We start from the raw sequence: 25,921 nt of genomic DNA on the forward strand, positions 1-25,921 counted from the left end.
TCTTTTCGACACAATTATAGAACAAAAATAAACAAGATTGATTCTTTTTCCCAAAATAATTTTTTGACTTTTTTATAAACATCTAATAATCAATCATTAAGTCCGTTTTGGTGCAGAAAATAGCTAATAAATTCGTAAGTATATTTACTTATTCAACCACGCCGTCCCGGATCGTAATGGTTCGGTCAGCCAGAGCAGCAAGGGCCTCGTTGTGGGTGACGATAATAAAGGTCTGGCCAAATTCATTGCGCAGGCGGAAGAAAAGCTGATGCAGATCTTCGGCATTTCGGGAATCCAGGTTACCGCTGGGTTCATCAGCAAAAACTATAGCTGGCTCATTAATGAGCGCCCGCGCCACCGCCACCCGCTGCTGCTCGCCCCCTGACAACTGCGACGGAAAATGATGCTGTCGATCCTTAAGCCCCAGGGTAGCCAGTAATGACGAAGCTCGTTCACGAACGCTGCGCTCGTCTTTGCCGGCAATGAAACCAGGCAGACAAACGTTTTCGAGGGCGCTAAACTCAGGCAGCAGATTGTTAAACTGAAAAACGAAACCGATTTTCTCGTTCCGAAAACGCGCCAGCTGCCGGTCGTTTAGCGAAAAGACGTTCTGGTCTGCCAGATGCAGCTCACCGGTGTCGGGCCGGTCGAGGGTGCCCAGAATTTGCAGCAGGGTGGTTTTACCAGCGCCCGACGCTCCTACGATAGAAACAACTTCGCCAGATTCGATACTCAGGTTGATTCCTTTCAGTACGGGCAGTTCGCCATAATTCCGGCGCAGATCAGAAGCTTGAAGCAGGGGCATTAGCGAGAAGGATGACAGATGAATACCGAACCATAAACGACAATAGCGATGCGTCAATTGACATCATTCATCATTCTGCGTTCATCATTCGGCATTTAGTCTTAATTTGCCGCCAAAATTACGATTTTCAACGCTCTTGTTGCAGTTGCTATGAACATCCACGAGTATCAGGGGAAAGAAATTCTCAAAAAATACGGCGTCCGCATTCAGGAAGGCATCGTAGCCGAATCGCCCGAAAAAGCCGTTGAGGCCGCCAAGCTTATCATGGCGCAGTATGGTTCAAAGTTCGTTGTCGTGAAATCTCAGATTCACGCAGGCGGACGGGGCAAAGGCAAAGTTGTTGGCAGCGAACAGCGGGGCGTGGCCCTGGCCAAATCGGTCGACGACGTGCGTGACATTACCAAAAACCTGATTGGCAACGTACTCGTGACGCACCAGACGGGCCCCGAAGGTAAAAAGGTAAACAAGGTGTTGGTTGCGCAGGACGTTTTCTACCCGGGCGTATCGGAACCGAAAGAAATGTATCTGAGTATCCTGCTCGATCGTACCAAAGCCTGTAACGTCATCATGGCCAGCACCGAAGGCGGTATGGACATTGAAGAGGTAGCCGAAAAAACCCCCGAGAAGATCGTGAAAGAATGGATCGATCCGTCGGTTGGGTTACAGCCTTTCCAGGCGCGCAAAATCGCTTTCGGACTGGGTCTGGAAGGCGACGCGTTCAAAGACATGGTTAAGTTTGTCACCTCGCTCTATAAGGCGTACGTGGATACGGACGCTTCGATGTTTGAGATCAACCCGGTGCTGAAAACGTCAGACAATAAAATTCTGGCCGTCGACGCCAAGGTAAACCTCGATGACAACGCGCTGTATCGCCACCCCGACCTGGCCAATCTGCGCGATATCACCGAAGAAGATCCACTCGAAGTAGAAGCATCGGCCAATGACCTCAACTACGTCAAACTCGACGGCAACGTTGGCTGTATGGTGAACGGGGCAGGACTGGCTATGGCAACTATGGATATCATCAAACTATCGGGTGGCGAACCGGCCAACTTCCTCGACGTGGGCGGTGGAGCCAACGCCAAGACGGTAGAAGCCGGTTTCCGCATCATCCTGAAAGACCCGAACGTGAAAGCCATTCTGATCAATATCTTCGGCGGTATTGTTCGCTGCGACCGGGTAGCCACGGGGGTAGTAGAAGCATACAAAGCCATTGGCGACATTCCGGTTCCTATTATCGTTCGTCTACAGGGTACGAACGCCGAAGAAGGCGCCCGGATCATCGACGAGTCGGGGCTGAAAGTGCAGTCGGCGGTGCTGCTCAAAGAGGCTGCGGCCAAAGTGAAAGCAGTAGTAGAAGCGTTATAACAGGATATGGCCTCCGTAGGTGGCCTGCTACAGACAAAAAAAGCCGGAGCTTGCGCTTCGGCTTTTTTTGTCTGGAAACACGAGCGTATTAGCCCCGGCGGTAGAATTTCATGGCCTCGGGCATCAGTGACTGCAGATCCCGGATACGACGCTGATCGGACGGGTGGGTCGACAGAAACTCGGGAGGTTTGTTGCCACCACCGGCCTTTGCCATGCGACCCCAGAAACCAACGGCTTCCTGCGGATTATAACCGGCCATAGCCATAAAAATGAGCCCCAGCCGATCGGCTTCCGACTCCTGCTTACGGCTGTGGGGCAACGCCCGGCCGATTTGGTAGCCTATGGGCAAAGCAGCACCTACCGACTGCAGCAGGATAGCGTTCACCTGGCCGTTGCTGTTCCGGGCAGCGGTACCCGCTACAATCTGCCCGCCCTGAATCAGCCCGTTCGCCAGCAGTCCTTCGCTCATGCGCTCGGCACTATGATCGGCCAGCGCGTGCGAGATTTCGTGGCCCATGACAACGGCAACACCGGCCTCATTCTGCGTATACGGCAAAATACCGGTGTAGAACGCGACTTTTCCACCCGGCATACACCAGGCGTTGACCTGCGGGCTTTCGATCAGGTTGAACTCCCACTGGAAACCTTTGATCCGATCGCCGTAGTTATTCGCGTTCATGTAGCTTTCCATAGCCGTCCGGAGTCGGCTACCCACCCGTCTGATCATATCGGCCTGCGAACCGCTCCGAACCACCCGGCTTGTATCCAGTACCTCCCGGTAGTTCTGGGCACTCAGAGGCAGCAGCTGATCATTCGAGATTATCTTCAGCTGGTTTCGTCCTGTAATGGGAACCTTCTGGCAGCCAATGGCGAGACCCACGGCCAGCATAACAATTATTGCGTTTTTCATAGAATAATGGGGTATTGAGTGACAACTCTAACGTACTATGACCGACAACGTACTGGATTTGTTCAAATTTTTCAGGGTGAGTTCGGTCAGCCCCTCTTTACTCCTTAGATTTGTGCCATTCAGATTCGTTTACTGTCATTACAGCGGCTGCTGAGTGCCAGCTGACCGGAAAACGCTCGACCGGAGCTTTGCCACAGCAGCTGTTTATGCGCCTTACCTGACTACTATGAAAATTATCTGCGTTGGCCGTAATTACGCCGAACATATTCAGGAGCTCAACAACGAACAACCCGATGACCCCGTCATTTTCCTGAAGCCCGAAACGGCCATTCCGCTCAAAAACGAACCTTTTTTTTACCCTGACTTCTCGTCCGATGTCCACCATGAGGTCGAGATTCTGGTCAAAATCAACCGGGTCGGCAAAAACATCGACGAGAAGTTCGCCCATAAATATTACGACGAAATCGGAGTAGGCATTGACTTCACTGCGCGCGACGTACAGAGCAAGCTGAAAGCAAAAGGGTTGCCGTGGGAGCTGGCTAAAGGCTTTAACGGTTCAGCCCCCATGTCAGGCTTTGTACCGAAAACGGAGTTTGCCGACCTGCAGCAGCTGAACTTCAGACTGGACGTAAACGGCGAGACCCGGCAGCAGGGTAACACCAGCCTGATGCTCTTCAAAATAGATTACCTGATTGCCTTCGTATCGCGGTATTTCATGCTGCAGCAGGGTGACGTAATTTTCACCGGCACCCCGAAAGGGGTTAGCCCGGTACAGGTGGGCGATCGGCTTACGGCCTACCTCGAAGACCGGAAAATGCTGGAGATCGACGTAAAATAAGCAGGCTGTTTACAGGGAGCAGCAAGCCGGCTGGCCTTCGCTGATCAGGAACGTACCCTCACGGAATACAAGCGTATAGTGAAGATTCAACATCTATTGATTGCAGGGCTTTGGGCCATTGGCAGTCTGGCGCTGGCCCAAACACCACCGCCAGCTCCCAACCTGGCCATTGAACCCAATTATTTTCTTTTCCCGATACAGCCAGGCATGCAGAACTCGCTGTCGGGCGGTTTGGGCGATTTACGAGCCAATCATTTCCATGCGGGGCTGGACATCCGCACCGGTGGTCGCGAAGGGCTGGACGTTCACGCAGCGGCCGATGGCTACATCTCGCGCATAGCGGTATTTACGGGCGGGTACGGCAACGTTATCTTCATCCGGCATCCGAACGGCCTTACTACCGTATACGGCCACCTGCGCAACCTGAACGACACCCTCGGCACGTACCTGCGCCAGCAGCAGTATGCCCGTCGTACGTTTGAAATAGACCTCCGCCCGGCGCCGAACCAGTTTCCGGTGCGCAAAGGCGATGTCATTGCCGCATCGGGCAATACCGGCGGCTCGGGCGGGCCGCATCTGCATTTTGAAGTGCGCGACGCCAACGACAACCTGATCAATCCACTACTTTACGGCTTTCAGGAGCTTCGCGATGAAGTGCCGCCCTATTTCGAGCGCGTTGCACTCAAGACCATGACGCCGACTTCGCGCATCAACGGCGAATACCAGCGCGTCAGCTACGCCCCTACCCGACGGGCCGACGGCTCCTACACCATTACCCAGCCCATTACAGCTTCGGGTCTGGTGGGCCTCGAGGTACTGGCCTATGACAAAACCAGCGGTTCGCCCTACCGGAATGGGATCAGCTGTCTGGAAATCCGGCTCGACGGCCGGGAGGTTTTTGCCTACAACATGAATAGCTTTCCGAACGAACAGACGCGGTTCATGAACGTTCACGAAAACTACGAAGTAGAGCAGATGACCGGGCAGCGGTATCACCGGGGCTACATTGCCGATGGTAATATACTAAACCTGTACAAGCTCCAGAGCAACGCCAGCTACCGGGGCCGGCTCCCCCTCCTCGACGGTAAGCCCCACGAGGTCATGCTAACCCTCTACGACGCTTACGACCACGCCACCCGACTGACGTTTACCCTCCTGCCAGAGACCCCCGCGGCCGGCGCAGGCAACGACTCGACGGAGATACCGGCCGCAGGCGCCAACATCAGCGAAGACGCCCCGCTGGGTCAGCCAACGGCCACGATTACGACCGACGAAAATGTGCTCAAGCTAACCGTCCGAAATGTATCAGCCACGGCCCCGCCTGTCGCTAAACTCTTCACCGGACGCTCATTTACGGAACAACCCGCCAGCTACGTCCGTAGCAATCAAGCCGTTTATCTCCTAGATTTGCGACAGCACATGCCAGACTCCGTTCAGTTTGGTCGGGGGGTTGTGCGAACCAATCTGAAAAAACGCATTTTCCCCGGCCGTTCAGAAGTGTTAGTTGATGGAACAACCCGGCTTGAGTTCAGTCCCAAAACTCTGTTCGACACCCTGCATCTGGCCATGCGCACGCTACCGGGTGGGGGTATCGAAATTAACCAGCCGACCATTCCATTAAACGACTTCCTGCTGGTACAGCACACGCCTACGTATCCGATAGCCATCGATACGGCGCGCACCCGAGCCTACTGGACCAGCGGGGGGCGGGCCAGTTTTCTGGGCGGTGTCTGGCGCAACGGCCGGATTGAGTTCAAAACCCGGTCACTGGGCCAGTTTCGGCTGATGACCGACGCGTTGCCGCCAACCGTCGAGATACTGGGCGCAACGCCCAAAGGTATTTCGGCCCGTATTCGCGATGATCTGTCCGGCATTGCCGAATTCCGGGCGCTGGTCGATGGCGAGTGGGTGCTGATGCAGTATGATTACAAACGGGCTTTGTTATGGTCCGACAAACTGGACCCCGACGAACTGTTTGAGGTGGGGGCCGAAGTGCTGGTACAGGTAAAAGACCGATGTGGCAATATAGGTTCTGACAGCACCACCATCAACGAGCCGCGGCCTGTTCGGAAGGCACCGGCAAAAAAGAGAAAAAAACGCTAGCGTGGGGTTTTCCCAGCCCACTGAATACGGTAACCCGAAAACTAACCTGATTATGCCTCTATCCGTCGGCGACCCCGCCCCCGATTTTTCCAGTACCGATCAGGCCGGCAATCCGATCCGGCTCTCCGACTACCGGGGTAAAAAAGTAGTGCTGTATTTTTATCCTAAAGATGATACGTCGGGCTGTACGGCTCAGGCCTGTAGCCTGCGCGACAATTATGCAGACCTGCGGGCAGCCGGCTACGAAGTACTGGGAGTCAGTATCGATAACCAGACCTCGCATCAGAAATTCATCAGTAAATACGACCTGCCGTTTTCGCTCGTCTCGGATACGGACAGGCAGGTTGTTGATGCCTATGGGGTTTGGCAGGAGAAATCGATGTACGGCCGAAAATACATGGGTACCGTACGCACCACCTTCCTGATCGACGAAGCCGGTGTTATTACCGACATTATCGGCAAAGTCGATACCCGAAAGCACGCCGAACAAATTTTATCTTAATCCGGATGTCCACGTCCGGTTTTAACACACGTTTAAAGACAGATGCGGACGTGGACATCCGCGCTACGTATATGGAACTACAACAACTTGAAGGTATTGCTACCGCCGTACGGCGCGACATTCTCCGCATGGTAGCCGCAGTTAACTCAGGCCACCCGGGCGGCTCTCTGGGCTGCACCGACTTCATGGTTGCCCTCTATTTCGACATCATGCGTCGGAAGCAGGACGGAGATGGCAAACCGGTTTTCGACATGAACGGTCACGACGAAGACTTGTTCTTCCTGTCGAACGGTCACATTTCGCCCGTGTTTTACTCGGTACTGGCCCGGGCGGGCTACTTCCCCATTTCGGAACTGGCTACATTCCGCAAACTGGATAGCCGCCTGCAGGGTCACCCAGCTACGGCCGAACACATTCCGGGCGTTCGGATTGCTTCGGGCTCACTGGGTCAGGGCCTGTCGGTTGCCTGCGGGGCCGCCTATGCCAAAAAACTGAACGGCGACGACAAACATGTTTATGTTCTCATGGGCGATGGCGAACAGCAGGAAGGTCAGATCTGGGAAGCAGCTCAGTTTGCCCCAAACAAAAAACTGGGTAACCTGACGGCGATCATCGACCTCAACCACGCGCAGATTGACGGCACCACCCAGAACGTGAACGACAACCGGGATCTGGCGGCCAAGTACCGCGCGTTCGGCTGGTTTGTAGACGAGATGGAAGGTAACGACATCAGTGACGTGATCCGGACGCTTCGTAAATCGCAGGAGAACCCGGATGTGCCCACCATGATTCTGATGCACACCGAGATGGGCTTCGGCGTCGAGTACATGGTCGGTAATTACAAATGGCACGGTACGGCTCCCAACGCCGACCAGCTGCAGCAAGCCCTCAACGGCCTGCCGCTGTCCATTGGCGTTACCGATTATTGAGTCTTGACATAGCCGAACAGCTTGCCGGGAAGGCGTTCTGTTCGACTATCGATGCGATTCTAACCCGCTCATCACCCTGCCAACCCTCGCTTCGGCGAACTAACACAGACGCAACGCATTGTGTCTCTACAAAAACAATGAAAAAATACGACTATACCGACAAAAAAGACACCCGCTCGGGATTCGGTGCGGGTATTGCTGAGCTGGGCCGCTCAAACCCGAACGTCATTGCCCTGACCGCCGACCTGGCCGGATCGCTCAAACTCGAAACGTTCATCAAAGAATATCCGGAGCGCTTCGTACAGTGTGGCATCGCCGAGGCTAACATGATCGGTGTATCGGCTGGTCTGACCATAGGCGGCAAAATTCCCTTCGCCACCACCTTCGCTAACTTCGCCACGGGCCGCGTATACGACCAGATCCGGCAGTCGGTAGCTTACTCGAACAAGAACGTAAAGATCTGCGCTTCCCACGCGGGCCTGACCCTGGGCGAAGACGGCGCTACCCACCAGATTCTGGAAGACCTGGGCATGATGAAAATGCTGCCCAACATGACCGTTATCAACCCCTGCGACTATAACCAGACCAAGGCCGCTACGATCGCTATTGCCGAGTATGATGGTCCGGTCTATCTGCGCTTCGGCCGGCCGGTCATTCCGGTGTTCACCCCCGCTGACCAGAAGTTCGAAATTGGTAAAGCCTGGCATGTGAATGAAGGCGACGCGGTGTCGATTTTCTGCACAGGCCATCTGGTCTGGGAAGCCATTAAAGCGGGCGAAATCCTGAGCGAGCAGGGAATTGAAGCCGATATTGTCAATATTCACACCATCAAACCGTTAGACGAAGAGGCTATCCTGGCATCGGTACGGAAAACGGGCTGTGCCGTATCGGCCGAAGAGCATATGCTCAACGGCGGTCTGGGCGATAGCGTGGCGCAGGTACTGGCCCGCCACTTCCCGGCCCCGCTCGAATACGTGGGTGTACACGATACCTTCGGCGAAAGCGGCACGCCCGACCAGCTGATGCAGAAATACGGTCTTACTGCCGACAAAATTGTTGAGCAGGTGAAGAAAGTAATGGCAAGAAAATAAGATTTTCGGTGGTTGGTGTTCGGTTCACGGACAGGCCTTCAGACGCCAGTTTGCGGTAGTACCCGCCCAGACCGAACACCAGACACCGAAAAGTCAGCACAATGACAGACGAAGAACTCCTAGCCAAGTTTAAGGACCCGTCGAGCCGGAACTACGCCTTTAATCTGCTGATACGTAAGTACCAGCAGAAAATTTATTGGCACGTCCGGAAGATGGTTATTGACCATGACGATGCCGACGATCTGGTACAGGAGACATTTATTAAAGTCTGGAGTAGCCTGGAACAGTTTCGGGGTGACAGTCAGTTATATACATGGATATATCGGATTGCCACCAACGAGTGCCTGAACTTCCTCAACAAGAAACGCCGGCGTTTTTTTCTGCCCATCGGTGATGTAGAGGGTGAGTTGATGGAGAAGCTGGAGAGTAATGCCGATTACGTGACGTCGGGCAACGAGCTGAGTGGCGAAGAAGTACAGCTCAAACTACAGAAAGCCCTGCTCAAACTCCCTGACAAGCAACGGTTGGTATTTAATATGAAGTACTTCGACGACATGAAGTACGAAGAAATTTCAGAAATTACGGGAACATCGGTTGGCGCACTGAAAGCGTCGTATCACCTCGCCGTCAAAAAAATCGAGGATTATCTGACGAAAACCGATACAACTGATTAAACCTGAACGCAAACCAGCTGTCCAACACCCGATACAACCTAAATTGTGTGCAACCTACACAAAGGCCATGAACGACAAGAATTTATACCGGCTCGACGAACTTCCACCGGAGCATCCGCTCCGGCAACCGCCTTTTACGGCTCCCGACGGCTATTTTGACGCGTTGCCCTCGCGGGTACAGGCCCGCCTGGCCCAGCGCTCAAAGCCAGCTTTTACCATCAGCTGGTCGTGGCAACGGACAGCCGCTACGCTGGCAGGCGCCAGCCTGATTGCTGTGCTGGTATGGCAAACGCTACCCGAACGGCAGGAATCGCTGGGCAGTGAAGCCCTGGCGGGTGTAGGCAAAGAAACCATTGCGGCTTACCTCGACGAACAGGGGATCGATCCGTATGAACTGGCCGACAGCGACCAGATTCATTCGTCGATGGGTAACGATACCACCGCTATCCAGTACCTGAATGTTCGGCCGGATGACATTCAGCAACTTATTGATGAACAGAATGTTCGGGAGTCGACCAAACTTGGCTCCTGATGACTATGGCTATTTCTACGACTATGAAATTGAAATGGATAAGCTGGATCATCGGCCTGATGCTTACGGCCCAGGTTGCTTCAGCACAAAATGACCCCAACGGGCGCCAGAAGATCGAAGCAGCCAAAATTGGTATGATCACGAATCGGCTGAACCTGACTACCGATCAGGCGCCACAGTTCTGGGCCGTATATAACGAGTACAACGCCAAAAAGCAGGAGCTGAACCGCCGGATCAGGCAGCTCCGCAACGAACCGGCCCGTAACAACCTGAGCGATGACCAGCTGAAAAATGGCCTGCGGGAGGTAAACGCAACCCGCCAGAAACTGGCCGATCTTGATCAGGAGTATATGGACCGGTTTCTGAAGGTGATCAGCGCGGCCCAGCTGAACGAACTGTACCGGACCGAGCAGGCATTTAACAAGATGCTGCTCAACCAGTTGAACAATCAGAATAACTAGACGCGCATCGGCCTCTTCAAGTGTATACATACAGCAAGGCCCGGTTTGCCAGTGAGCAGACCGGGCCTTGTTTATGAAGAAGCTCCCGTTTAGTAGCGCACCACCTTGAAGCTTGACACCCCGCCGTCGAAACGGATGAGCATTTTCTTCTTGGCGGCATCATAGCCAGGACTGACGTATTCGCCATCGCCTACGCTGGTAAAGTCGTCCAGCTGTTCGATGTTTAGGGCGCCATCCTTTTTGATCCGGCAGCCAACCCCTTTCGGTACGTGAACGGTTACTGAAGCAGCGCCTACATCTAGCTTCACATCGGTCTGATCGGCTTTGTCGCCCAGTTTCAGGTCAAGGTCGGCAGCTCCAACGCCTACTTTCAGGCTCTTGACGGCATACGCACTCAGATCAAGATCTCCCTGCCCGGCGCCCAGCGCTACGTCCATTGACCAGACGGGTTTCGCGTTGAGGTGAATATCGACGCGATTGTCGAATTCGCCATCTTTCAGGTTTATATGCTGATCCTCGTCTGTGGGCTTCAGTTCAATGGTTGGAATCCGGGTCGTGGCGTCCCGGTCAACCGTCATCGAGTAGGTACCCTGGTGCTGTTTCGTATCGGCTTTGATCAGTTCGGCGGTCGGATCACCGATGGTGAACCGACCCGCCCCACCCGCTAGTTTCAGTACGGCCTCCCGCGTGTCGGCATCCATCGACTCCGTAAATGTATTCGACTGAACCGAGTTCCCGTCCGATTGCCGGCGATCCCGCTCCGCGCGGTAATCGTCTTCGTTATCGTCATCGGCCGAGCGGTTGTCGTCGTCATCGTCGTCGTTATCGCGGTGCCAGCGGAAGTTATACTCATCCCGATCGCGATCGTGGGCAAAGAATCCGAAGAGCGTTGTGGGCACGGCGACGCCCAGCATGACGGTCGTTACAAACGCAGCCGAACTGCCACGTCGTTCGAGAATCAGGTTGACACCGGCCAGAATAAGCAGCACCGGCCATAGGTCGACCAGCGAATGCCAGTCTACATCGAGCCATCCTGCGTTTCGGGCCAGGAACAGCACCCCCAGCGTGAGCAGAAAAATGCCCCAGAACAATCCATTATGGCGTCGCATGGTTATAAATCGGTATTCGGGTGGTTCGGATTATTGGTATTGTTAGAATCGAACGGTGTTTTGATCCGATCCTTGAAAATCAGCCACAAACCGATTGCGATCAGGATAAACGGCCACAGATCGCCAAAGTCGATGTTGAAATAGCGGTCAAGCAGAAACAAGACGCCCAGAATAATCAGGACGGCCCCGCCAATAAGACTCCGGTCGGGCGATGCAGGCTGGTTCGGGTTGTAAGGGTTCATGGAGAAAACAGGATTTGAATACACGGTTAATTGATTGACTGACGCACCCAGTGGCTGCTTTGGCATCGCAATCCACAGGATAATGTAAATCAGGAATGCCGGAAAGGCCGGCCAGGGAATACCGATCAGGAAAATTAGCCGCACTACGGTCCGGTTAATGCCGAAATACTGGGCTATACCCGCACATACGCCCCCTACTATGGCTTCGTCGGCGATGCGTTCGAATCGTTTGTTCATGGCTTCTAGTGTCTAAAACCACTGTAAACGTAGCAGGTTGGCAGGATGTGTGGAAACGGAACTGGACAGATGGACGCGGCTATTGATGGAAGTATGTTTTCAATGATAGTAGGTTATGCATAGTAGCTAATCGACCTCAATAGTTTCCAGAATATCCATCAGCTCCCCAAACTCCCGGTTGCCCGGCCTCTCTTCATCGCCACCACGCAGGGCTATACCTTTCACCGGCAGCTCGGCCAGCAGCTGATGAACGTTATCCGCCGAAATGCCGGTGCCCAGCAGTAGTGGATACCGAACGGCCAGTTGTTGAATGGCTTTTTTCAGATCCTCATCGAAATGAACATGGTCGGGACTTTCGAGCAGGACATATTCGGCACCGGCCGCGCCCGATTGAACCAGCGCATCGAGCTGATCGAGGGTTAACTGCGACAGGTCGGCCCGCAGGATCAGCGGTTTGTCGAACGTGCTCAGGTAAGGCAGTATGGCGGCTTCGTCGATCTGAAGCAGATCGGGCTGGTAGGCCTCCAGCAGCTGTTCAATTATGTCGGGATCGCTGGAGCGGGTCTCACCAACGATCTGTACACCGGCCACCCACGACCGTATTTCCGCAAATTTTTTGGGGTCGATATAGTCGGGAGAGTCGGCATCCATGGAGAAGCCCAGGAAATCGACACCCATGCCGGCGCAGTAGCGGGCATCGCTCAAGTTGGTAACGTTAGAAATCTTTACGAGTGTTTGCAGAGCCATATGACCGGTTTTCGGTTTACACGTTGACAGTTGGGGCGCTAAGTTAGGGCGAGTCGGTCTTGATCCTGCGTTTCTGACCGCTGGAAATGTTCGCTGGCGGACGTTATCTGTACGATTCCGGACAGTAATCCAAAAGCTTTTCGTCGTTTCAACGCGCTCAGTCCCCTTCGCCTTGCCTGGCATCACATTTGATCAACAAAGCCTATAGCAACACTAACTACTTGAACAGGCTGTTCCGGAGGGGTTCGACAATGTGGGTTTGCCTGTCGTAACCAAACGTCCCCGTCCCGTTCGCCAGGCTGCCGGACCCGTTTTACCCACGTCCTCTTATGCTTCGAAATTATCTAAAAATAGCCCTCAGAAACCTGGTCAGGAACAAAGGATATGCCTTCATCAACATTGCCGGACTGACCGTCGGGATGGCCGTGGCCTTACTGATCGGACTCTGGATATTCGATGAACTATCGGTCAATACGTACCATCAGAACTATGAGCGCATTGCCCAGGTAATGCGAACCCGGACCATTAACGGGCAGACCGAAACCAAATCGGGCTTGCCGATACCGGCCGTAAACACCCTGCGGACAACCTACGGCGATAATTTCAGGCACGTCGTTCTGGCCTGGTGGACGAGCTGGCATACCCTGAAAGCTGGCAATCAGGTTTTCTCCAGGAGCGGCAAATTCATGACCCCCGAAGCCCCCGACATGTTCTCTCTGGTGATGCGGCAAGGCAGTCGGGATGGGTTAAAAGAGCCCGGTTCCATATTGCTGTCGGAGTCGGCAGCGAAGGCTGTATTCGGAAACGGCAATCCGCTGCACAGGACGCTGACCATCGACAACACCATGACGGTGAAAGTCACGGGGGTTTACGAGGACATACCCGCCGGCAATAGCCTGTCTGACGTACAGTTTATTGCTCCCTGGGACTTGTACTCCGCATCGACGGATTGGGTAAACGAGGCCAAAGATGACTGGACCAATACCTCGTTCGAAATTTTTGTTCAGCTCAATCCACAGGTTACCGCCGAGGCTGTTTCGGCCAGGATCAAACCATTGCTCGTCGGCAAAAGCGAGAGCGGCCAGGCGCTGAAGCCCGAGGTTACCCTCTTCCCCATGTCCCGCTGGCATTTGCATTCAGAATGGAAAAATGGGATCAATGAAGGCGGGCGTATTCAGTTTGTCTGGCTGTTTGGCATTATCGGGCTGTTTGTGCTGGCACTGGCCTGCATCAACTTCATGAACCTGAGTACGGCCCGCTCCATGAATCGCGCCAAAGAAGTAGGCATTCGAAAAACCATCGGGTCAGGTCGGCATGAGTTAGTAGCCCAGTTTTTTGGCGAGTCGCTGCTGGTTGTCACGCTGGCCTACATAGCGGCTTTGGGAGCTGTTTCGCTCACCATTCCGTTCTTCAACCAGATTGCCGACAAGTACATCCAGATACCCTGGCAGTCGCCCGTGTTCTGGCTGCTGGGTTTGGGATTCACGTTGGTAACCGGGTTACTGGCGGGCAGTTACCCGGCGCTTTACCTGTCTTCGTTCCGGCCCGTGGCCGTGCTGAAGGGTACGTTTCGGGCAGGAACTGGCGTAGCTACGCCCCGGCGGGTACTGGTCGTGCTCCAGTTTACGGTGTCAATTACTCTGATCATCGGTACACTGGTCGTTCATCACCAGATTCAACACGCCAAAAACCGCCCCATTGGCTACAGCCGCAACGGGCTGATTTCGCTCCTGCTGAACGTGCCTGATTATGAGGACCACCGCGAAACCGTTCGAAACGAATTGATCAAATCGGGGGCGGTACTCGACGTTGCCGAATCGGCCAGTCCACTTACTGAAGTACGATCGACAAATGGCGGTTTTGACTGGCCGGGAAAGGACCCGTCGCTTCAGGTCAATTTCGCGACCGTAGGCATATCGGCTGAGTTTGGCAAAACGGTAGGGTGGCAATTTCTGCAGGGGCATGATTTTTCCCGGCAGCTGGCTTCCGATTCGCTGGGACTGGTCCTCAACGAATCGGCAGTAGCGTTTATGGGTCTCCGCGATGTGATCGGCCAGCCCATAAGCTGGGAGGGTGAGGGGTTTGACGTTCGGTTTCACGTCATTGGGGTCATCAAAGACATGGTCATGGACTCGCCCTATGACCCCGTAAAGCCGTCGGTTTTTTTCATCGCCCGGCAGCCCGGTAAGTTCCTGACCATGCGGTTGAACCCGGAACGGCCGGCTCAGGCGTCGCTGAGTGCCATCGGTGCTGTGTTGAAAGAGCATCTGCCCGAGGCCCCGTTCAACTACACGTTTGTCAACGACGAATATGACCAGAAGTTTCGACGGGAGGAGCGCATCGGTCAGCTGGCCAGCCTCTTTGCCGGCCTTGCCATTTTTATTTCCTGCCTCGGTCTGTTCGGTCTGGCGTCGTTCATGGCCGAGCAGCGAACCAAAGAGATTGGCGTTCGGAAAGTGCTGGGGGCGTCGGTGTTCACTGTGTGGCGGTTGTTGTCAAAGGACTTTGTGTGGCTGGTGCTTATCGCGTTTGGCGTGGCTACCCCCATTGCATATTACGTACTCAGCAACTGGCTCCAGACGTACGAGTACCGCACGGAGCTAAGTTGGTGGGTTTTCGCCCTATCAGGAACGGGCTCCCTGGTGGTTACGCTACTTACGGTCAGTTTCCAAAGCGTCAAAGCAGCCCTGATGGACCCGGTAAAGAGCTTACGGAGCGAATGAGTAAACTAGTCAGGAAGCGAAGCCCCATTGAACTAACTACAGGGCTGATGCCAGCAGTGTAAAACAGATCAGGAGCCATTCCGCCCCGGAATGGCTCTTTTTTTACTGTCCGACAGTGTCCGCTCTCTGTCCAGAAACGGACAGCCTAACCCAGTTGTATACTACAAAAACAGTCTGTTTAGCCTGGAATGCCGGTTTTCACTCTTTGGCAAGACATTTGACATACAGAAATAGATGAAATAAGTTGAATCCCATATTTCTACTTTTTATCGCATGAGACGGAGCGATTTGGGCGAGTTTGAAGAGGTGGTTTTATTAGCCGTAGCTGTACTGTCTCCAAAAGCCTATTCGGTCGTTATTGCCGAGGTGCTCGAGCAGGAAACGGGCCAGCTGGTAAGTACCGGAGCGGTTCATGCGGCCCTGCAGCGGCTGGAACAGAAAGGATATCTCTCCTCTCATTTGGGCGAAGCAACCCCCGAACGCGGTGGGCGCCGGAAGCGGCTCTTCACCGTTACTCCCCTGGGCGGACGCATCCTGAGTGAGGTACAGTCGGTCCGCAGCCGGCTCTGGGAACGAATCGTACCTCAAACGATCCTGACATGGAGTTAATCCCAGAGCCGTATGGAACCTAACCCAGGCAAAACCCCGCCCCGCTGGCCCGACAAACTGCTGATCTGGCTGGTAGCACCGCACCTGCGCGAAGAAGTGCTGGGCGACCTCCATGAGCGGTACCACCGGCGTTTGCTGCGGCAGGGTGAAGCCAGGGCCCGCCAAACGTACTGGCGGGAGGTGCTGGCCTATGTGCGCCCCTCCTTTATTCGACGTCAAACAACTGGCCAACAGGCCGGGCTCTTTTCATCACCTCATTTACTCAATCCTGATATGTTACGCAACTATTTCAAAACCGCCTGGCGCAGTCTGCTCAACAACAAATTCTATTCCCTGATCAATATAACGGGACTGACCGTCGGGCTGGCGGTGGGTATCTTGATTCTGCTGTGGGTTCAGGACGAATTAAGTTTTGACCGCTTCCATCGGCAGGCCACGTCAATTTACCGGCTCGAGAATCAGGTCGGTACCGGCACCAGCCAGCAAATCTGGACAACGACTGTAGCCCCCATAGCCAGCTTTGCCAAACGCGAGGTTCCCGACGTAAAAGAGGCTGTTCGACTGGTCTATAACAACAGCTATACGCTGTTCACCTACCGGAACAAGAGCATTCAGGAGCAGCGGTCGCACTTTACGGACCCGGCTTTTTTCTCAGTATTCGACTTTCCGCTCGTTCAGGGCGATCCGGCTAACCCATTTCCCGACGACCAGTCTGTCGTGCTGACCCAGACTACGGCTAAACGCTATTTTGGCGCCGAAAACCCCATTGGTAAAGTACTGAGGTCGACCAACAAAACGTATTTTACCGTTACGGGGGTTATTCGTGATCTGCCCAAAAACTCATCCATAACCGGGGATCTGTTCCTGCCCGTTTCCCGCTTGTTCAACGACATGTATACCACCCGTAAAGATGGTAAAACCAAGGACAATGATTTCTCACAGTTCATGTATGACACCTATCTGTTGCTACAACCCGGCGCTGCGGTGGCGGGCCTGACCGATAAACTGCGTACCATCCACCTCCGCAACAAACCCGATGATACGGACCTCACCTATCTGCTGCTGCCCCTTCCCGACATGCACCTGTACAGAGCCGACGGCGGTAGCGGCAGTATAGAAACGGTTCGGATGTTCGGGATCGTAGCCCTGCTGATTCTGGTCATTGCCTGCATCAACTATGTGAACCTCTCCACGGCTCGCTCCATGCTTCGATCGAAGGAGGTGAGCATGCGGAAAATCGTTGGCGCGGCCCGAACCCAACTCTTCCTTCAGTTCCTGATTGAAACGGCGTTGCTGTTCGTGATTGCCGCCGGACTGGCCGTTGGGCTGGTGCTGGCTCTGACTCCCGCCTACAACCAGCTTTCGGGCAAAGACCTGAGATTGAGCCTTGACAACGTCTCAATCTGGCTGGTCATTGGGCTTACTATTGCGGGTACGCTGGCTCTCTCGAGCCTTTACCCCGCTATATTGCTGTCCTCGTTTGAGCCGCTAAAAGCCCTGAAAGGAAAGGTATCGTCCCGACTCAGCGAAGCCTCGTTCCGCAAAGTGCTGGTCGTGGTGCAGTTCGCGGTTTCCGTCATGCTGATTGCCGGTACGTTTATTATCGGCCATCAGTTGAAGTACATCCGCTCCAAAGAACTGGGCTACGATAAATCGCATGTTTTTGGCTTTTTCATGCGCGATATGCGGACTCATTACGAGGCTGTAAAGGCTGAACTGCTAGGGCAGCCCGGCGTTTCGGGCGTTACCAGAGCCAGCGACAATATCGTTCAGATAAACTATCAGACCGGCGACAATGCCTGGGATGGGAAACAGACCGGCGAAACCATGATGATGCGGCCGGTAGCCATTGATAAAGACTTTATTCCTTTTTTTAACATGAAGTTGCAGGCAGGGTCAAACTTCACGGGGGCCGTTGCCGATTCGTTGCATTTTATCCTGAACGAAACCGCAGTCAAAGCCGCCCGGCTCCAGAATCCGATCGGCAAACGGTTCCGGCTCTGGACGCATACCGGTACCATTATTGGCGTTGTCAAAGACTTCCACTTTGCATCGATGAAGCAGAAGATCGAGCCCGCCGTATTTTATTATGCGCCCGACCAGATGGGTACGATTTACGTCAAAACAACTGGCAAAAACGCCGATCAGGTCATTGCTTCAGCCCAGCGTTCCTGGAAACAATATAATTCCGGGTACCCGTTCGAATTTTCGTTTCTGGACGACGTGTTCGACAATCTCTACAAGTCTGAGCAGCAAACCGGCCTCCTGTTTACGCTTTTCTCATCCATCGCCATTCTAATCAGTTGCCTGGGCCTGTTTGGGCTGGCCGCCTACACAGCCCAGGTACGCACCCGCGAAATTGGGGTTCGGAAGGTGTTGGGAGCTAGTGTAAGCAGCGTTATTCAACTGCTGGCCAAAGACTTTATCAAGCTGGTCCTTATTGCCATAGTCATCGCTATCCCTGTAGCCTGGTGGACCATGAATCAGTGGTTGCAGGCCTTTGCGTACCGGATTGACCTGGCCTGGTGGATGTTCGGGCTGGCCGGTCTACTGGCTCTGGGCGTTGCCTTGCTGACGGTCAGTTTCCAAAGTATCAAGGCAGCCCTGATGGACCCGGTAAAGAGTTTACGGAGCGAATGAATGGAGAGTGACGCCCGGCCGGTTTTTCTCAGCACTGCGTTACGACGTCATTAATTGCCTATTTTTAACGGTTCATTAACAAACCCGTGTACCCCTCTCCACTCAGTCTGATGAAATTTGGATTAACACTTTTAGCCCTGACGACCCTTATGACCGCCTTCACGTCTGGCGTCGTAGTCGATCCGCCGACGTCGAACCCGTTTTTCAGCACGTACAATACACCCTTTGGTGTGCCACCCTTTGACCAGATCAAGCCCGAGCACTTTGAGCCGGCGATCGAAGAAGGCATCCGGCAACAAACGACCGAGATCACGGCCATTACGCAACAGACCGTAGCGCCCACCTTTGCCAACACCATTGAGGCTGTCGAAACCAGTGGCGACCTGCTGCGCCGGGTCAATACGGTACTGGGAAACCTGAACGGGGCCAACACTAACGATCAGCTGCAGAAAATTGCCCAGACGGTGGCCCCGAAACTGGCTAAGCACAGCGACGACATCATGCTCAACCCGGTATTGTTCAGCCGGGTGAAGGCTGTTTACGAAAGCCGTACCAAACTTAAACTGTCGGGCGATCAGCAGCGGCTGTTCGAGAAGATGTATAAAAATTTCGTGCGCAACGGGGCGGCCCTGACTACCGACAAGCAGGACCGGCTGCGGCAGATCAACGGCGAGCTATCGGTGCTGACGCTGAAGTTCGGCCAGAACCTGCTCGCCGAAAACAACGCCTACGCGCTGGTCATCGACAAAACCGACGACCTCAGCGGGTTACCGGCCTCGGTTGTAGCCGGTGCGGCCGACGAAGCGAAGAAGCGAAAACTGGGCGATGGCAAATGGGTCTTCACGCTGCAGAATCCGAGTATCATGCCGTTTCTGCAATACGCCGACAACCGGGCTCTCCGCGAAAAACTGTTCCGGGCCTACCTGGAACGGGGTAATCACAACGACGAACACGATAACAAGGCCATCATGGCAAAGATGGTAGCGCTCCGGGCCGAAAAAGCACAGTTGCTGGGCTACGACAGCCACGCAGCCTACGGACTCGAAGAAAGCATGGCCCAGACGCCCGAGAAAGTAGCTCAGTTGCTGAACCAGCTCTGGTCGGCCACGGTGCCCGTTGCGAAACAGGAGGCCGCCGATCTGCAGGCCATGATGGACCGAACGGGTAAAGGCGAGAAACTGGCCAGTTGGGACTGGCGCTACTACGCCGAGAAACTGCGCAAGGAAAAATACGCGCTCGATGAACAGGAGCTACGGCCTTACTTCTCGCTGGAGAATGTGCGCGAGGGAATTTTCACCCTGACCAACCGGCTCTACGGCCTTCGGTTCGAGCGCCGTACCGATGTGCCGACCTATCACAAAGAAGCAGTTGCCTACGAAGTAAAAGAAGCCGACGGGCGGCACCTCGGGTTGATGTATATGGATTTTCACCCACGGGCCAGCAAACGCGGTGGCGCCTGGATGACCAGCTACCGGCGGCAGGAAGTGGAAAACGGCAGGAAAATTACGCCGGTCGTTTCCATCGTCTGTAACTTCTCCAAACCCACCGGCAACGCACCGGCCCTGCTGACGCTGGACGAGACCACCACGTTTTTCCATGAGTTCGGTCATGCCCTGCACGGACTGTTATCCAACGTTCATTACGGGAGTCAGTCCGGTACGTCGGTACCCCGCGATTTTGTGGAGCTGCCGTCGCAGATTATGGAGAATTGGGCCGTTGAACCCGATATGCTCAGGTTGTTTGCCAAACATTACCAGACCGGCGCGGTAATTCCCGATGCGCTGATCGACAAGATCAAAAAGAGCAGTCTGTTCAACCAGGGGTTCGAAACTAGTGAATACCTGGCCGCGTCGCTGCTCGACATGGCTTACCATACCCTGAAGCCGGGCCAGACGCCTACCGATGTGCTCGCCTTCGAGAAACAGGCCATGGACAAAATCGGGCTGATCGATCAGATTCCCCCGCGTTACCGGAGTACCTACTTCCAGCACATCTTCGCCGGTGGCTACTCGGCCGGGTATTACAGCTATATCTGGTCGGCGGTACTCGATGCCGATGCCTTTGAGGTATTTAAGCAAAAAGGGCTGTTCGACCCCAAGTCGGCGCAGTCGTTCCGTAAAAACGTTCTCGAGAAAGGCGGCACCGAAGATCCGATGACGCTGTACCGCAACTTCCGGGGAGCCGAACCCGACATCAAACCCCTGCTTCGCCGGCGCGGGTTGATGAAAGATGTATAGCCATCTGACTGGCGAACATCCAGGAAAAGGAGATCCGGGCGGGTCTCCTTTTTTATTGTTTACGGGCCAGCTCGTTGATCGAACCGGCGCTGTGGAGGCCGGCAAACAGGGCCTCTCCAAACGGTATCGCCACCGCAACGATCACCGCCAGTACCCATCCCGCCGAAAGCAAAAGTGGATGTACCGGCCTTTCAGACACAGGAATATTTTCCTGAAAATCAGCTTTATCGGCTCGCATATTTCGGTTCAGTTAAGGCATATCAGATCAGCATACACGTGGTAATATAGGATAATCCGCAGCTTTCTGCCTGACGTTCACCCGATTCCTGGCGAAAAGTTACTAACGAACAGATTGACGGCTCATGTGGCCGTTCAGCGGGTCCGTTTTGGATGAAACTCCGTTTATGAACAACTTGCGGCCTTACTTCCTACGCTGACTCAGTATGAAACTTGGTTTCTTTGCCCTCCTGCCCCTGGTGCTCGGTAGTTTACCCGCCCTACATCCGGCGGCTGTTCTCCCACCGGTAACGTCTACAACGAACACAGCAAGAGCCCGTCAGCCCCTGATGACCGGGGCCGATCAGGTGTCGGCCTACCTGCCGTACCTGAAAGGAAAACGGATTGGAATGGTCGTGAACCAAACCTCGATTATCGGCCGCAAACCCAGCGTCGATAGCCTGGTGAGCCTTGGCGTGAACATAGTAAGCATATTCGGTCCCGAACACGGCTTTCGGGGCAATGCCAGCAACGGGGCTAAGGTCGACGACAGTGTCGATCCCAAAACCGGCATCCCCATTATTTCGCTGTACGGCAAGAACAAGAAACCCTCGAAAGAACAGCTGGCCAATATCGACCTGCTGATCTACGACATTCAGGACGTTGGGTGCCGGTTTTACACCTACATCAATACGCTTGACCACGTGATGGAGGCCTGCGCCGAGCATAACAAAGAGCTGCTGATCCTGGACCGTCCCAACCCGAACGGCTTTATTGTCGATGGCCCGATTCTGGAAGACCACCTGCACTCGGGGATCGGCATGCACCGCATTCCGATTACGCACGGCATGACCATGGGCGAGTTTGCCCAGCTGATCAACGGCGAAGGCTGGCTCCCGAACAGGCAGCGCTGCCCGCTGCGTATCATCAAGGTAGCCAACTATACCCACGACACGCCCTACGTACTGCCGGTAGCCCCGTCGCCTAACCTCAACACCCCGCAATCCATCCTGCTCTATCCGAGTATCTGTCTGTTCGAAGGAACGATCATCAGCCAGGGCCGGGGCACCTATATTCCGTTTACCGTGCTGGGCGCACCGGCGCTGAAAGGAACCTACGACTTCTCGTTCCGGCCCATCAGCATCAAAGGCATGAAAGAAGCTCCGCTGCATCAGGACACCGACTGCTACGGCATCGATCTGCGCACCTACGATACGAACCTGCTCCGAAAAACCAGGCAGCTGAACCTGCAGTGGTTAATGGAACTCTACAAGGCCTATCCAGATAAGGCCCGCTTCTTCGACATGAGCCAGAGCAAAGAGATCGGCAACTTCGACAAACTGGCCGGCACCGAGAAGCTGAAGCAGCAAATCATTGCCGGCAAGAGCGAGAAAGAGATTCGCCAGAGCTGGGAACCCGGCCTGTCGGCTTACAAGCAAACGCGGAAGAAATATCTGATTTATCCGTAAGTAATGCCGACCGAAAGATCGGTGACACAGACAAATTAATAAATCGTAAACCATCACTAGTATACTAGGAAGGGTATCATCCTTGCAAATCGAACACGTCGTGTTAGATTTGCAAGGATGATACCTAGAATAGCCCAAACGGAACTAGCGCAGCTTCTGGACGAATTTCCGGCAGTAGGTGTATTAGGTCCCCGGCAGGTTGGCAAAACAACACTGGCTGAAGCCATTGCAGCCACCTTCGATCCGGAACCTGTTTATCTGGATTTAGAAAGTTCAGCCGATCTGTCTAAACTGAGGGAAGCGGAGAGCTATTTTGACCTTAATAAAGGTCGATTGATCATCCTGGATGAAATACAGCGCGTTCCTGAACTGTTTCCAATCCTGAGAGGAGTAATCGATCGCCGGCGCCGACAGGGCTTACGAACAGGTCAGTTTCTGATCTTGGGGTCTGCTTCGCTCGATTTATTAAAGCAGTCTTCCGAAACGCTGGCTGGCCGTATTGCTTATAAAGAGTTACCAGGCCTCACCGTTCCGGAGTTGCCAATCCCTACGCCAGCAGAACAAGACAAGCTCTGGCTCAGAGGTGGATTTCCGGATAGTTTTCTGGCTCAGCAGGATGCTTCCAGCCTTCGTTGGCGATTAAATTTCATCAGTACCTATCTGGAGCGGGATATTCCGCAACTGGGTCCTCGTATACCCGCCGTAACCCTGCGCCGACTCTGGACAATGCTGGCCCACAGCCAGGGCGGACAACTGAACAGCACTCAGCTAGGTGCCAACCTTGACATAAGCGGACCAACCGCGAAGCGGTATATTGAGTTACTGGAAGATCTATTGCTTATCCGTACCCTGCGACCATGGTCGGGCAATGTGGGTAAACGACTGGTTAAATCGCCCAAAGTGTACATTCGGGACAGCGGCCTCACCCACGCCTTACAGAACCTAACTTCGCTGGATGATTTGTTGGGACATCCGGTTGTTGGAGCCAGTTGGGAAGGTTCGTCATCGAAAATCTATTATCCTGCCTGCCCATCGGTACAACACCCTGGTTTTATCGCACCTCGGCCGGAGCCGAGATTGATTTAGTACTGGAACAAGGCCCGGCGCAACGATACGCTGTGGAGATCAAACGTTCGTTAGCTCCGTCACTGTCAAAGGGGTTTTACCTGGGTTGCGAAGACATCGGTGCTACCAAACGCTTTCTTGTCTACCCCGGTAGCGAGCGTTATCCCATCGCCAACGATGTGACGGTCATTCCGCTGGTCGACATGATGAAAGAAGTGGCAAGCCGAAACTAAGACCCCTTCTGTTTGCGTTCGTACCTTTGTGTGCTGTTCCCAAACCGGGACGGCCTATTCAGAAACACAATAATCGCGGGGCTTTGAACCCCGGCAGATATGAGCAAACACGGACGAATTCTGGTCGCCATGAGTGGCGGCATCGATTCTTCGCTGGCAGCCGTCATGCTGCACGAACAAGGGTACGAGGTCATCGGTATGACCATGAAAACCTGGGATTATGCCTCATCAGGAGGCACCAAAAAAGAAACGGGCTGCTGCAGCCTGGACAGCATCAACGACGCCCGCAACATTGCGGTCAACCTGGGCTTTCCGCACTACATCCTCGACATCCGCGAAGAATTCGGCGATGCGGTCATCAATCACTTCACGGGCGAATACCTGGAAGGGCGCACCCCCAACCCCTGCGTCATGTGCAACACCCACATCAAATGGGATGCGCTGCTCCGCCGGGCCGACCGGCTCGACTGCGAGTCGATCGCTACGGGTCACTATGCCCACATACGCACCGAAAACGGGCGGCACATCATCTCGAAAGGGGTCGATACGCTGAAAGACCAGTCGTATGTGCTTTGGGGCGTGTCGCAGGAAAGCCTGAGCCGGACAAAATTACCCCTGGGCCACCTGCGCAAGTCGGAGATCCGCGACATGGCTACCGACCGCGGCTTTATGGAACTCGTCACCAAGTCAGAATCGTACGAAATCTGCTTCGTGCCCGACAACGACTACCGCGGATTCCTGAAACGGCGGGTTCCGGGGCTGGAAACCGAAGTAGCTGGTGGTAATTTTATTCAGGAAGGAACCGGCAAGGTTCTTGGCAAACACGACGGGTACCCGTTCTACACCATTGGCCAGCGCAAAGGGCTGGGTATGGCGTTTGGCCAACCCATGTTCGTAACCGAAATCCGTAAGGACACCAACGAGGTCGTTCTCGGCGTCGATACCGACCTGTACCGCGACGGCATGATCGTGAGCAAACTGAATCTGCAAAAATACGATCGCATCAACGGCCCTCTCGAAACGGTTACCAAAGTGCGCTACAAACACGACGGTACTCCCGCCACCATCAGCCAGACCGCCGACGACCGCATCGAGGTTCGGTTCCACGAAGGTGTATCGGCCATTGCGCCGGGGCAGGCGGCTGTTTTCTACGAGGGTAACGACGTCATTGGCGGGGGCTGGATCATGAAGAGCTTTCGGCAGGAGGCTGATGCCACTCCCTCAGAAATAGCCTCCGCTTTCGCCTGACAGTCCTGCTGCCAGGTATCATCAAACGCCCCCGCCCGGCTCCTGGCGGGGGCGTTTGTGTTTGCCAGGGACCAGCCTGAAGCCGGGCGGGCTGGCGGCTGGCTTCAGGCTGGTCTTGCGAATGAGGAAATACCCTGCTTTCTTTACTTTCTTTTGTAAATCCATCTGTTGAATGAAAAAACTGCTTGTTCTAACGGTCATCCTACTCGGTGTTGCTACCCGGCTTATGGCCCAAACGCCCCCCAAAGGCCATCCAAACCCAAGCGGAGCTGGCTGGAAACCCCTCTTTGCCACCGACCTTTCTGATGCCAGCTACCCAAAGGGAATATGGACCTACGAAGAGGGTGTTTTGACCGCCAGCGCCGACAAAGCCATCTGGACGGCCCAGCCCTACGGCGACTTTGTCCTCGACCTGTTCTTCAAAACAGCCGATGGCACCAACAGCGGGGTTGTTGTTCATTGTAGCGATACGACCAACTGGATTCCGAATTCGGTTGAGATTCAGATTGCCGACGACTACGCCAAGCAGTGGTCTGAAGCCCCCAAAAACTGGCAGTGTGGCGCTTTTTTTGGCCATCAGGCGCCCACCAAAAGCAACGTAAAACGTCCCGGCGAATGGAACCGGTATACCGTTACCTGCCAGGGCAAAATGATTTATATCGTGCTGAACAACGAGTTGGTCAATACCATCGATCTTACCAAGTTCACCTCCGCCAAGACCAACCCCGACGGCTCTGAAGTACCGGCCTGGCTCAACAAACCGGCCGCCGACCTGCCGCTGAGGGGCTACATTGGGTTGCAGGGCAAACATGCCGGGGCGCCCATCTACTTTCGAAATATGAAGATCAAAGAGCTGTAGGACATCCCCCTTTATACGGAAGCCCGGCCTGGGAGAGACAGTATATTGTTTCTCCCAGGCCGGGCTTCGGCACT

At 54.3% G+C, this 25,921-nt stretch carries 24 protein-coding genes and 1 pseudogene; 18 read left to right on the plus strand and 7 right to left on the minus strand.

Annotation, left to right across the window (positions count from 1 at the left end; translation table 11 throughout):
• Positions 1–148: 148 nt before the first annotated feature.
• Complete coding sequence (locus B1C80_RS05870; RefSeq protein ID WP_077920147.1) at positions 149–805, minus strand: ABC transporter ATP-binding protein; 657 nt, start codon at positions 803–805, stop codon at positions 149–151.
• Positions 806–955: 150 nt separating this feature from the next.
• Between B1C80_RS05870 and sucC the strand changes: the two genes are divergently transcribed.
• Positions 956–2,173, plus strand: a complete 1,218-nt coding sequence (sucC, locus tag B1C80_RS05875) for an ADP-forming succinate--CoA ligase subunit beta (protein WP_077920148.1) — start codon at positions 956–958, stop codon at positions 2,171–2,173.
• An 88-nt stretch (positions 2,174–2,261) separates the two neighbouring features.
• On the opposite strand, the gene B1C80_RS05880 is transcribed toward sucC, so the two are convergent.
• Positions 2,262–3,083, minus strand: a complete 822-nt coding sequence (locus B1C80_RS05880) for a M48 family metallopeptidase (protein ID WP_077920149.1) — start codon at positions 3,081–3,083, stop codon at positions 2,262–2,264.
• Positions 3,084–3,309: 226 nt separating this feature from the next.
• Between B1C80_RS05880 and B1C80_RS05885 the strand changes: the two genes are divergently transcribed.
• The 8 genes from B1C80_RS05885 to B1C80_RS05920 all read left to right on the plus strand — a co-directional run bounded on the left by B1C80_RS05885 (position 3,310) and on the right by B1C80_RS05920 (position 10,213).
• The gene (locus tag B1C80_RS05885) at positions 3,310–3,921 is read left to right on the plus strand and encodes a fumarylacetoacetate hydrolase family protein (RefSeq protein WP_077920150.1); all 612 of its coding nucleotides are present in this window, start codon (positions 3,310–3,312) and stop codon (positions 3,919–3,921) included.
• A gap of 207 nt (positions 3,922–4,128) precedes the next feature.
• Positions 4,129–6,024 carry a M23 family metallopeptidase gene (locus B1C80_RS05890; RefSeq protein WP_077920497.1) on the plus strand — a complete coding sequence of 632 codons (1,896 nt, stop codon included), beginning with the start codon at positions 4,129–4,131 and terminating at the stop codon, positions 6,022–6,024.
• A gap of 52 nt (positions 6,025–6,076) precedes the next feature.
• Positions 6,077–6,526: a thioredoxin-dependent thiol peroxidase gene (gene bcp, locus B1C80_RS05895; protein WP_077920498.1), complete on the plus strand. Its 450-nt coding sequence runs from the start codon at positions 6,077–6,079 to the stop codon at positions 6,524–6,526.
• Between the two features lie 71 nt (positions 6,527–6,597).
• On the plus strand, positions 6,598–7,455 hold the full coding sequence (locus tag B1C80_RS05900) for a transketolase (protein ID WP_077920151.1): 858 nt from the start codon (positions 6,598–6,600) through the stop codon (positions 7,453–7,455).
• Positions 7,456–7,592: 137 nt separating this feature from the next.
• A complete protein-coding gene (locus B1C80_RS05905; protein WP_077920152.1) occupies positions 7,593–8,546 on the plus strand; it encodes a transketolase family protein in 954 nt (317 codons plus the stop codon).
• Between the two features lie 101 nt (positions 8,547–8,647).
• Complete coding sequence (locus B1C80_RS05910; RefSeq protein WP_077920153.1) at positions 8,648–9,220, plus strand: RNA polymerase sigma factor; 573 nt, start codon at positions 8,648–8,650, stop codon at positions 9,218–9,220.
• A gap of 67 nt (positions 9,221–9,287) precedes the next feature.
• Positions 9,288–9,752 (plus strand): hypothetical protein, encoded by a 465-nt coding sequence (locus B1C80_RS05915; protein ID WP_077920154.1) that lies wholly within the window; start codon positions 9,288–9,290, stop codon positions 9,750–9,752.
• Between the two features lie 5 nt (positions 9,753–9,757).
• A complete protein-coding gene (locus B1C80_RS05920) occupies positions 9,758–10,213 on the plus strand; it encodes a Spy/CpxP family protein refolding chaperone (RefSeq protein WP_077920499.1) in 456 nt (151 codons plus the stop codon).
• 89 nt (positions 10,214–10,302) lie between these two features.
• On the opposite strand, the gene B1C80_RS05925 is transcribed toward B1C80_RS05920, so the two are convergent.
• The 3 genes from B1C80_RS05925 to B1C80_RS05935 all read right to left on the minus strand — a co-directional run bounded on the left by B1C80_RS05925 (position 10,303) and on the right by B1C80_RS05935 (position 12,548).
• Entirely contained in the window at positions 10,303–11,322 is a 1,020-nt protein-coding gene (locus B1C80_RS05925) for a LiaI-LiaF-like domain-containing protein (protein WP_077920155.1), read from the minus strand.
• Positions 11,323–11,324: 2 nt separating this feature from the next.
• Positions 11,325–11,801 carry a PspC domain-containing protein gene (locus B1C80_RS05930; RefSeq protein WP_077920156.1) on the minus strand — a complete coding sequence of 159 codons (477 nt, stop codon included), beginning with the start codon at positions 11,799–11,801 and terminating at the stop codon, positions 11,325–11,327.
• A 126-nt stretch (positions 11,802–11,927) separates the two neighbouring features.
• A complete protein-coding gene (locus B1C80_RS05935) occupies positions 11,928–12,548 on the minus strand; it encodes an N-(5'-phosphoribosyl)anthranilate isomerase (RefSeq protein WP_077920157.1) in 621 nt (206 codons plus the stop codon).
• A 329-nt stretch (positions 12,549–12,877) separates the two neighbouring features.
• Between B1C80_RS05935 and B1C80_RS05940 the strand changes: the two genes are divergently transcribed.
• From B1C80_RS05940 to B1C80_RS05955, 4 genes are all read left to right on the plus strand, one after another.
• Positions 12,878–15,271, plus strand: coding sequence for an ABC transporter permease (locus B1C80_RS05940; protein ID WP_077920158.1), 2,394 nt, complete (start codon positions 12,878–12,880; stop codon positions 15,269–15,271).
• Positions 15,272–15,544: 273 nt separating this feature from the next.
• Positions 15,545–15,880 (plus strand): PadR family transcriptional regulator, encoded by a 336-nt coding sequence (locus B1C80_RS05945; protein ID WP_077920159.1) that lies wholly within the window; start codon positions 15,545–15,547, stop codon positions 15,878–15,880.
• A gap of 12 nt (positions 15,881–15,892) precedes the next feature.
• Positions 15,893–18,520 carry an ABC transporter permease gene (locus B1C80_RS05950; protein WP_077920160.1) on the plus strand — a complete coding sequence of 876 codons (2,628 nt, stop codon included), beginning with the start codon at positions 15,893–15,895 and terminating at the stop codon, positions 18,518–18,520.
• Positions 18,521–18,630: 110 nt separating this feature from the next.
• A complete protein-coding gene (locus tag B1C80_RS05955; RefSeq protein WP_077920161.1) occupies positions 18,631–20,757 on the plus strand; it encodes a M3 family metallopeptidase in 2,127 nt (708 codons plus the stop codon).
• Between the two features lie 52 nt (positions 20,758–20,809).
• On the opposite strand, the gene B1C80_RS05960 is transcribed toward B1C80_RS05955, so the two are convergent.
• Complete coding sequence (locus B1C80_RS05960; protein ID WP_077920162.1) at positions 20,810–20,995, minus strand: hypothetical protein; 186 nt, start codon at positions 20,993–20,995, stop codon at positions 20,810–20,812.
• A gap of 205 nt (positions 20,996–21,200) precedes the next feature.
• Between B1C80_RS05960 and B1C80_RS05965 the strand changes: the two genes are divergently transcribed.
• The 4 genes and pseudogenes from B1C80_RS05965 to mnmA all read left to right on the plus strand — a co-directional run bounded on the left by B1C80_RS05965 (position 21,201) and on the right by mnmA (position 24,988).
• Positions 21,201–22,442, plus strand: coding sequence for an exo-beta-N-acetylmuramidase NamZ domain-containing protein (locus B1C80_RS05965; protein WP_077920163.1), 1,242 nt, complete (start codon positions 21,201–21,203; stop codon positions 22,440–22,442).
• A gap of 117 nt (positions 22,443–22,559) precedes the next feature.
• A pseudogene (locus tag B1C80_RS05970) lies at positions 22,560–23,515 on the plus strand (ATP-binding protein); the annotation flags it as partial.
• Between the two features lie 45 nt (positions 23,516–23,560).
• The gene (locus B1C80_RS28675) at positions 23,561–23,740 is read left to right on the plus strand and encodes a hypothetical protein (RefSeq protein WP_236648646.1); all 180 of its coding nucleotides are present in this window, start codon (positions 23,561–23,563) and stop codon (positions 23,738–23,740) included.
• A gap of 99 nt (positions 23,741–23,839) precedes the next feature.
• Positions 23,840–24,988 (plus strand): tRNA 2-thiouridine(34) synthase MnmA, encoded by a 1,149-nt coding sequence (mnmA, locus tag B1C80_RS05975; RefSeq protein ID WP_077920164.1) that lies wholly within the window; start codon positions 23,840–23,842, stop codon positions 24,986–24,988.
• Positions 24,989–25,009: 21 nt separating this feature from the next.
• Here the strand turns inward: mnmA and B1C80_RS28360 are convergent, their stop codons facing one another.
• Positions 25,010–25,153 carry a hypothetical protein gene (locus tag B1C80_RS28360; RefSeq protein WP_161492719.1) on the minus strand — a complete coding sequence of 48 codons (144 nt, stop codon included), beginning with the start codon at positions 25,151–25,153 and terminating at the stop codon, positions 25,010–25,012.
• A gap of 7 nt (positions 25,154–25,160) precedes the next feature.
• Here B1C80_RS28360 and B1C80_RS05980 point away from each other — a divergent pair, with 7 nt between their 5' ends.
• On the plus strand, positions 25,161–25,847 hold the full coding sequence (locus B1C80_RS05980; protein ID WP_077920165.1) for a DUF1080 domain-containing protein: 687 nt from the start codon (positions 25,161–25,163) through the stop codon (positions 25,845–25,847).
• The last annotated feature ends 74 nt before the right edge of the window (positions 25,848–25,921 follow it).

It is taken from the genome of Spirosoma sp. 209, from assembly GCF_002006735.1.
In the GTDB taxonomy this organism is placed as follows: Bacteria; Bacteroidota; Bacteroidia; order Cytophagales; family Spirosomataceae; genus Spirosoma; species Spirosoma sordidisoli.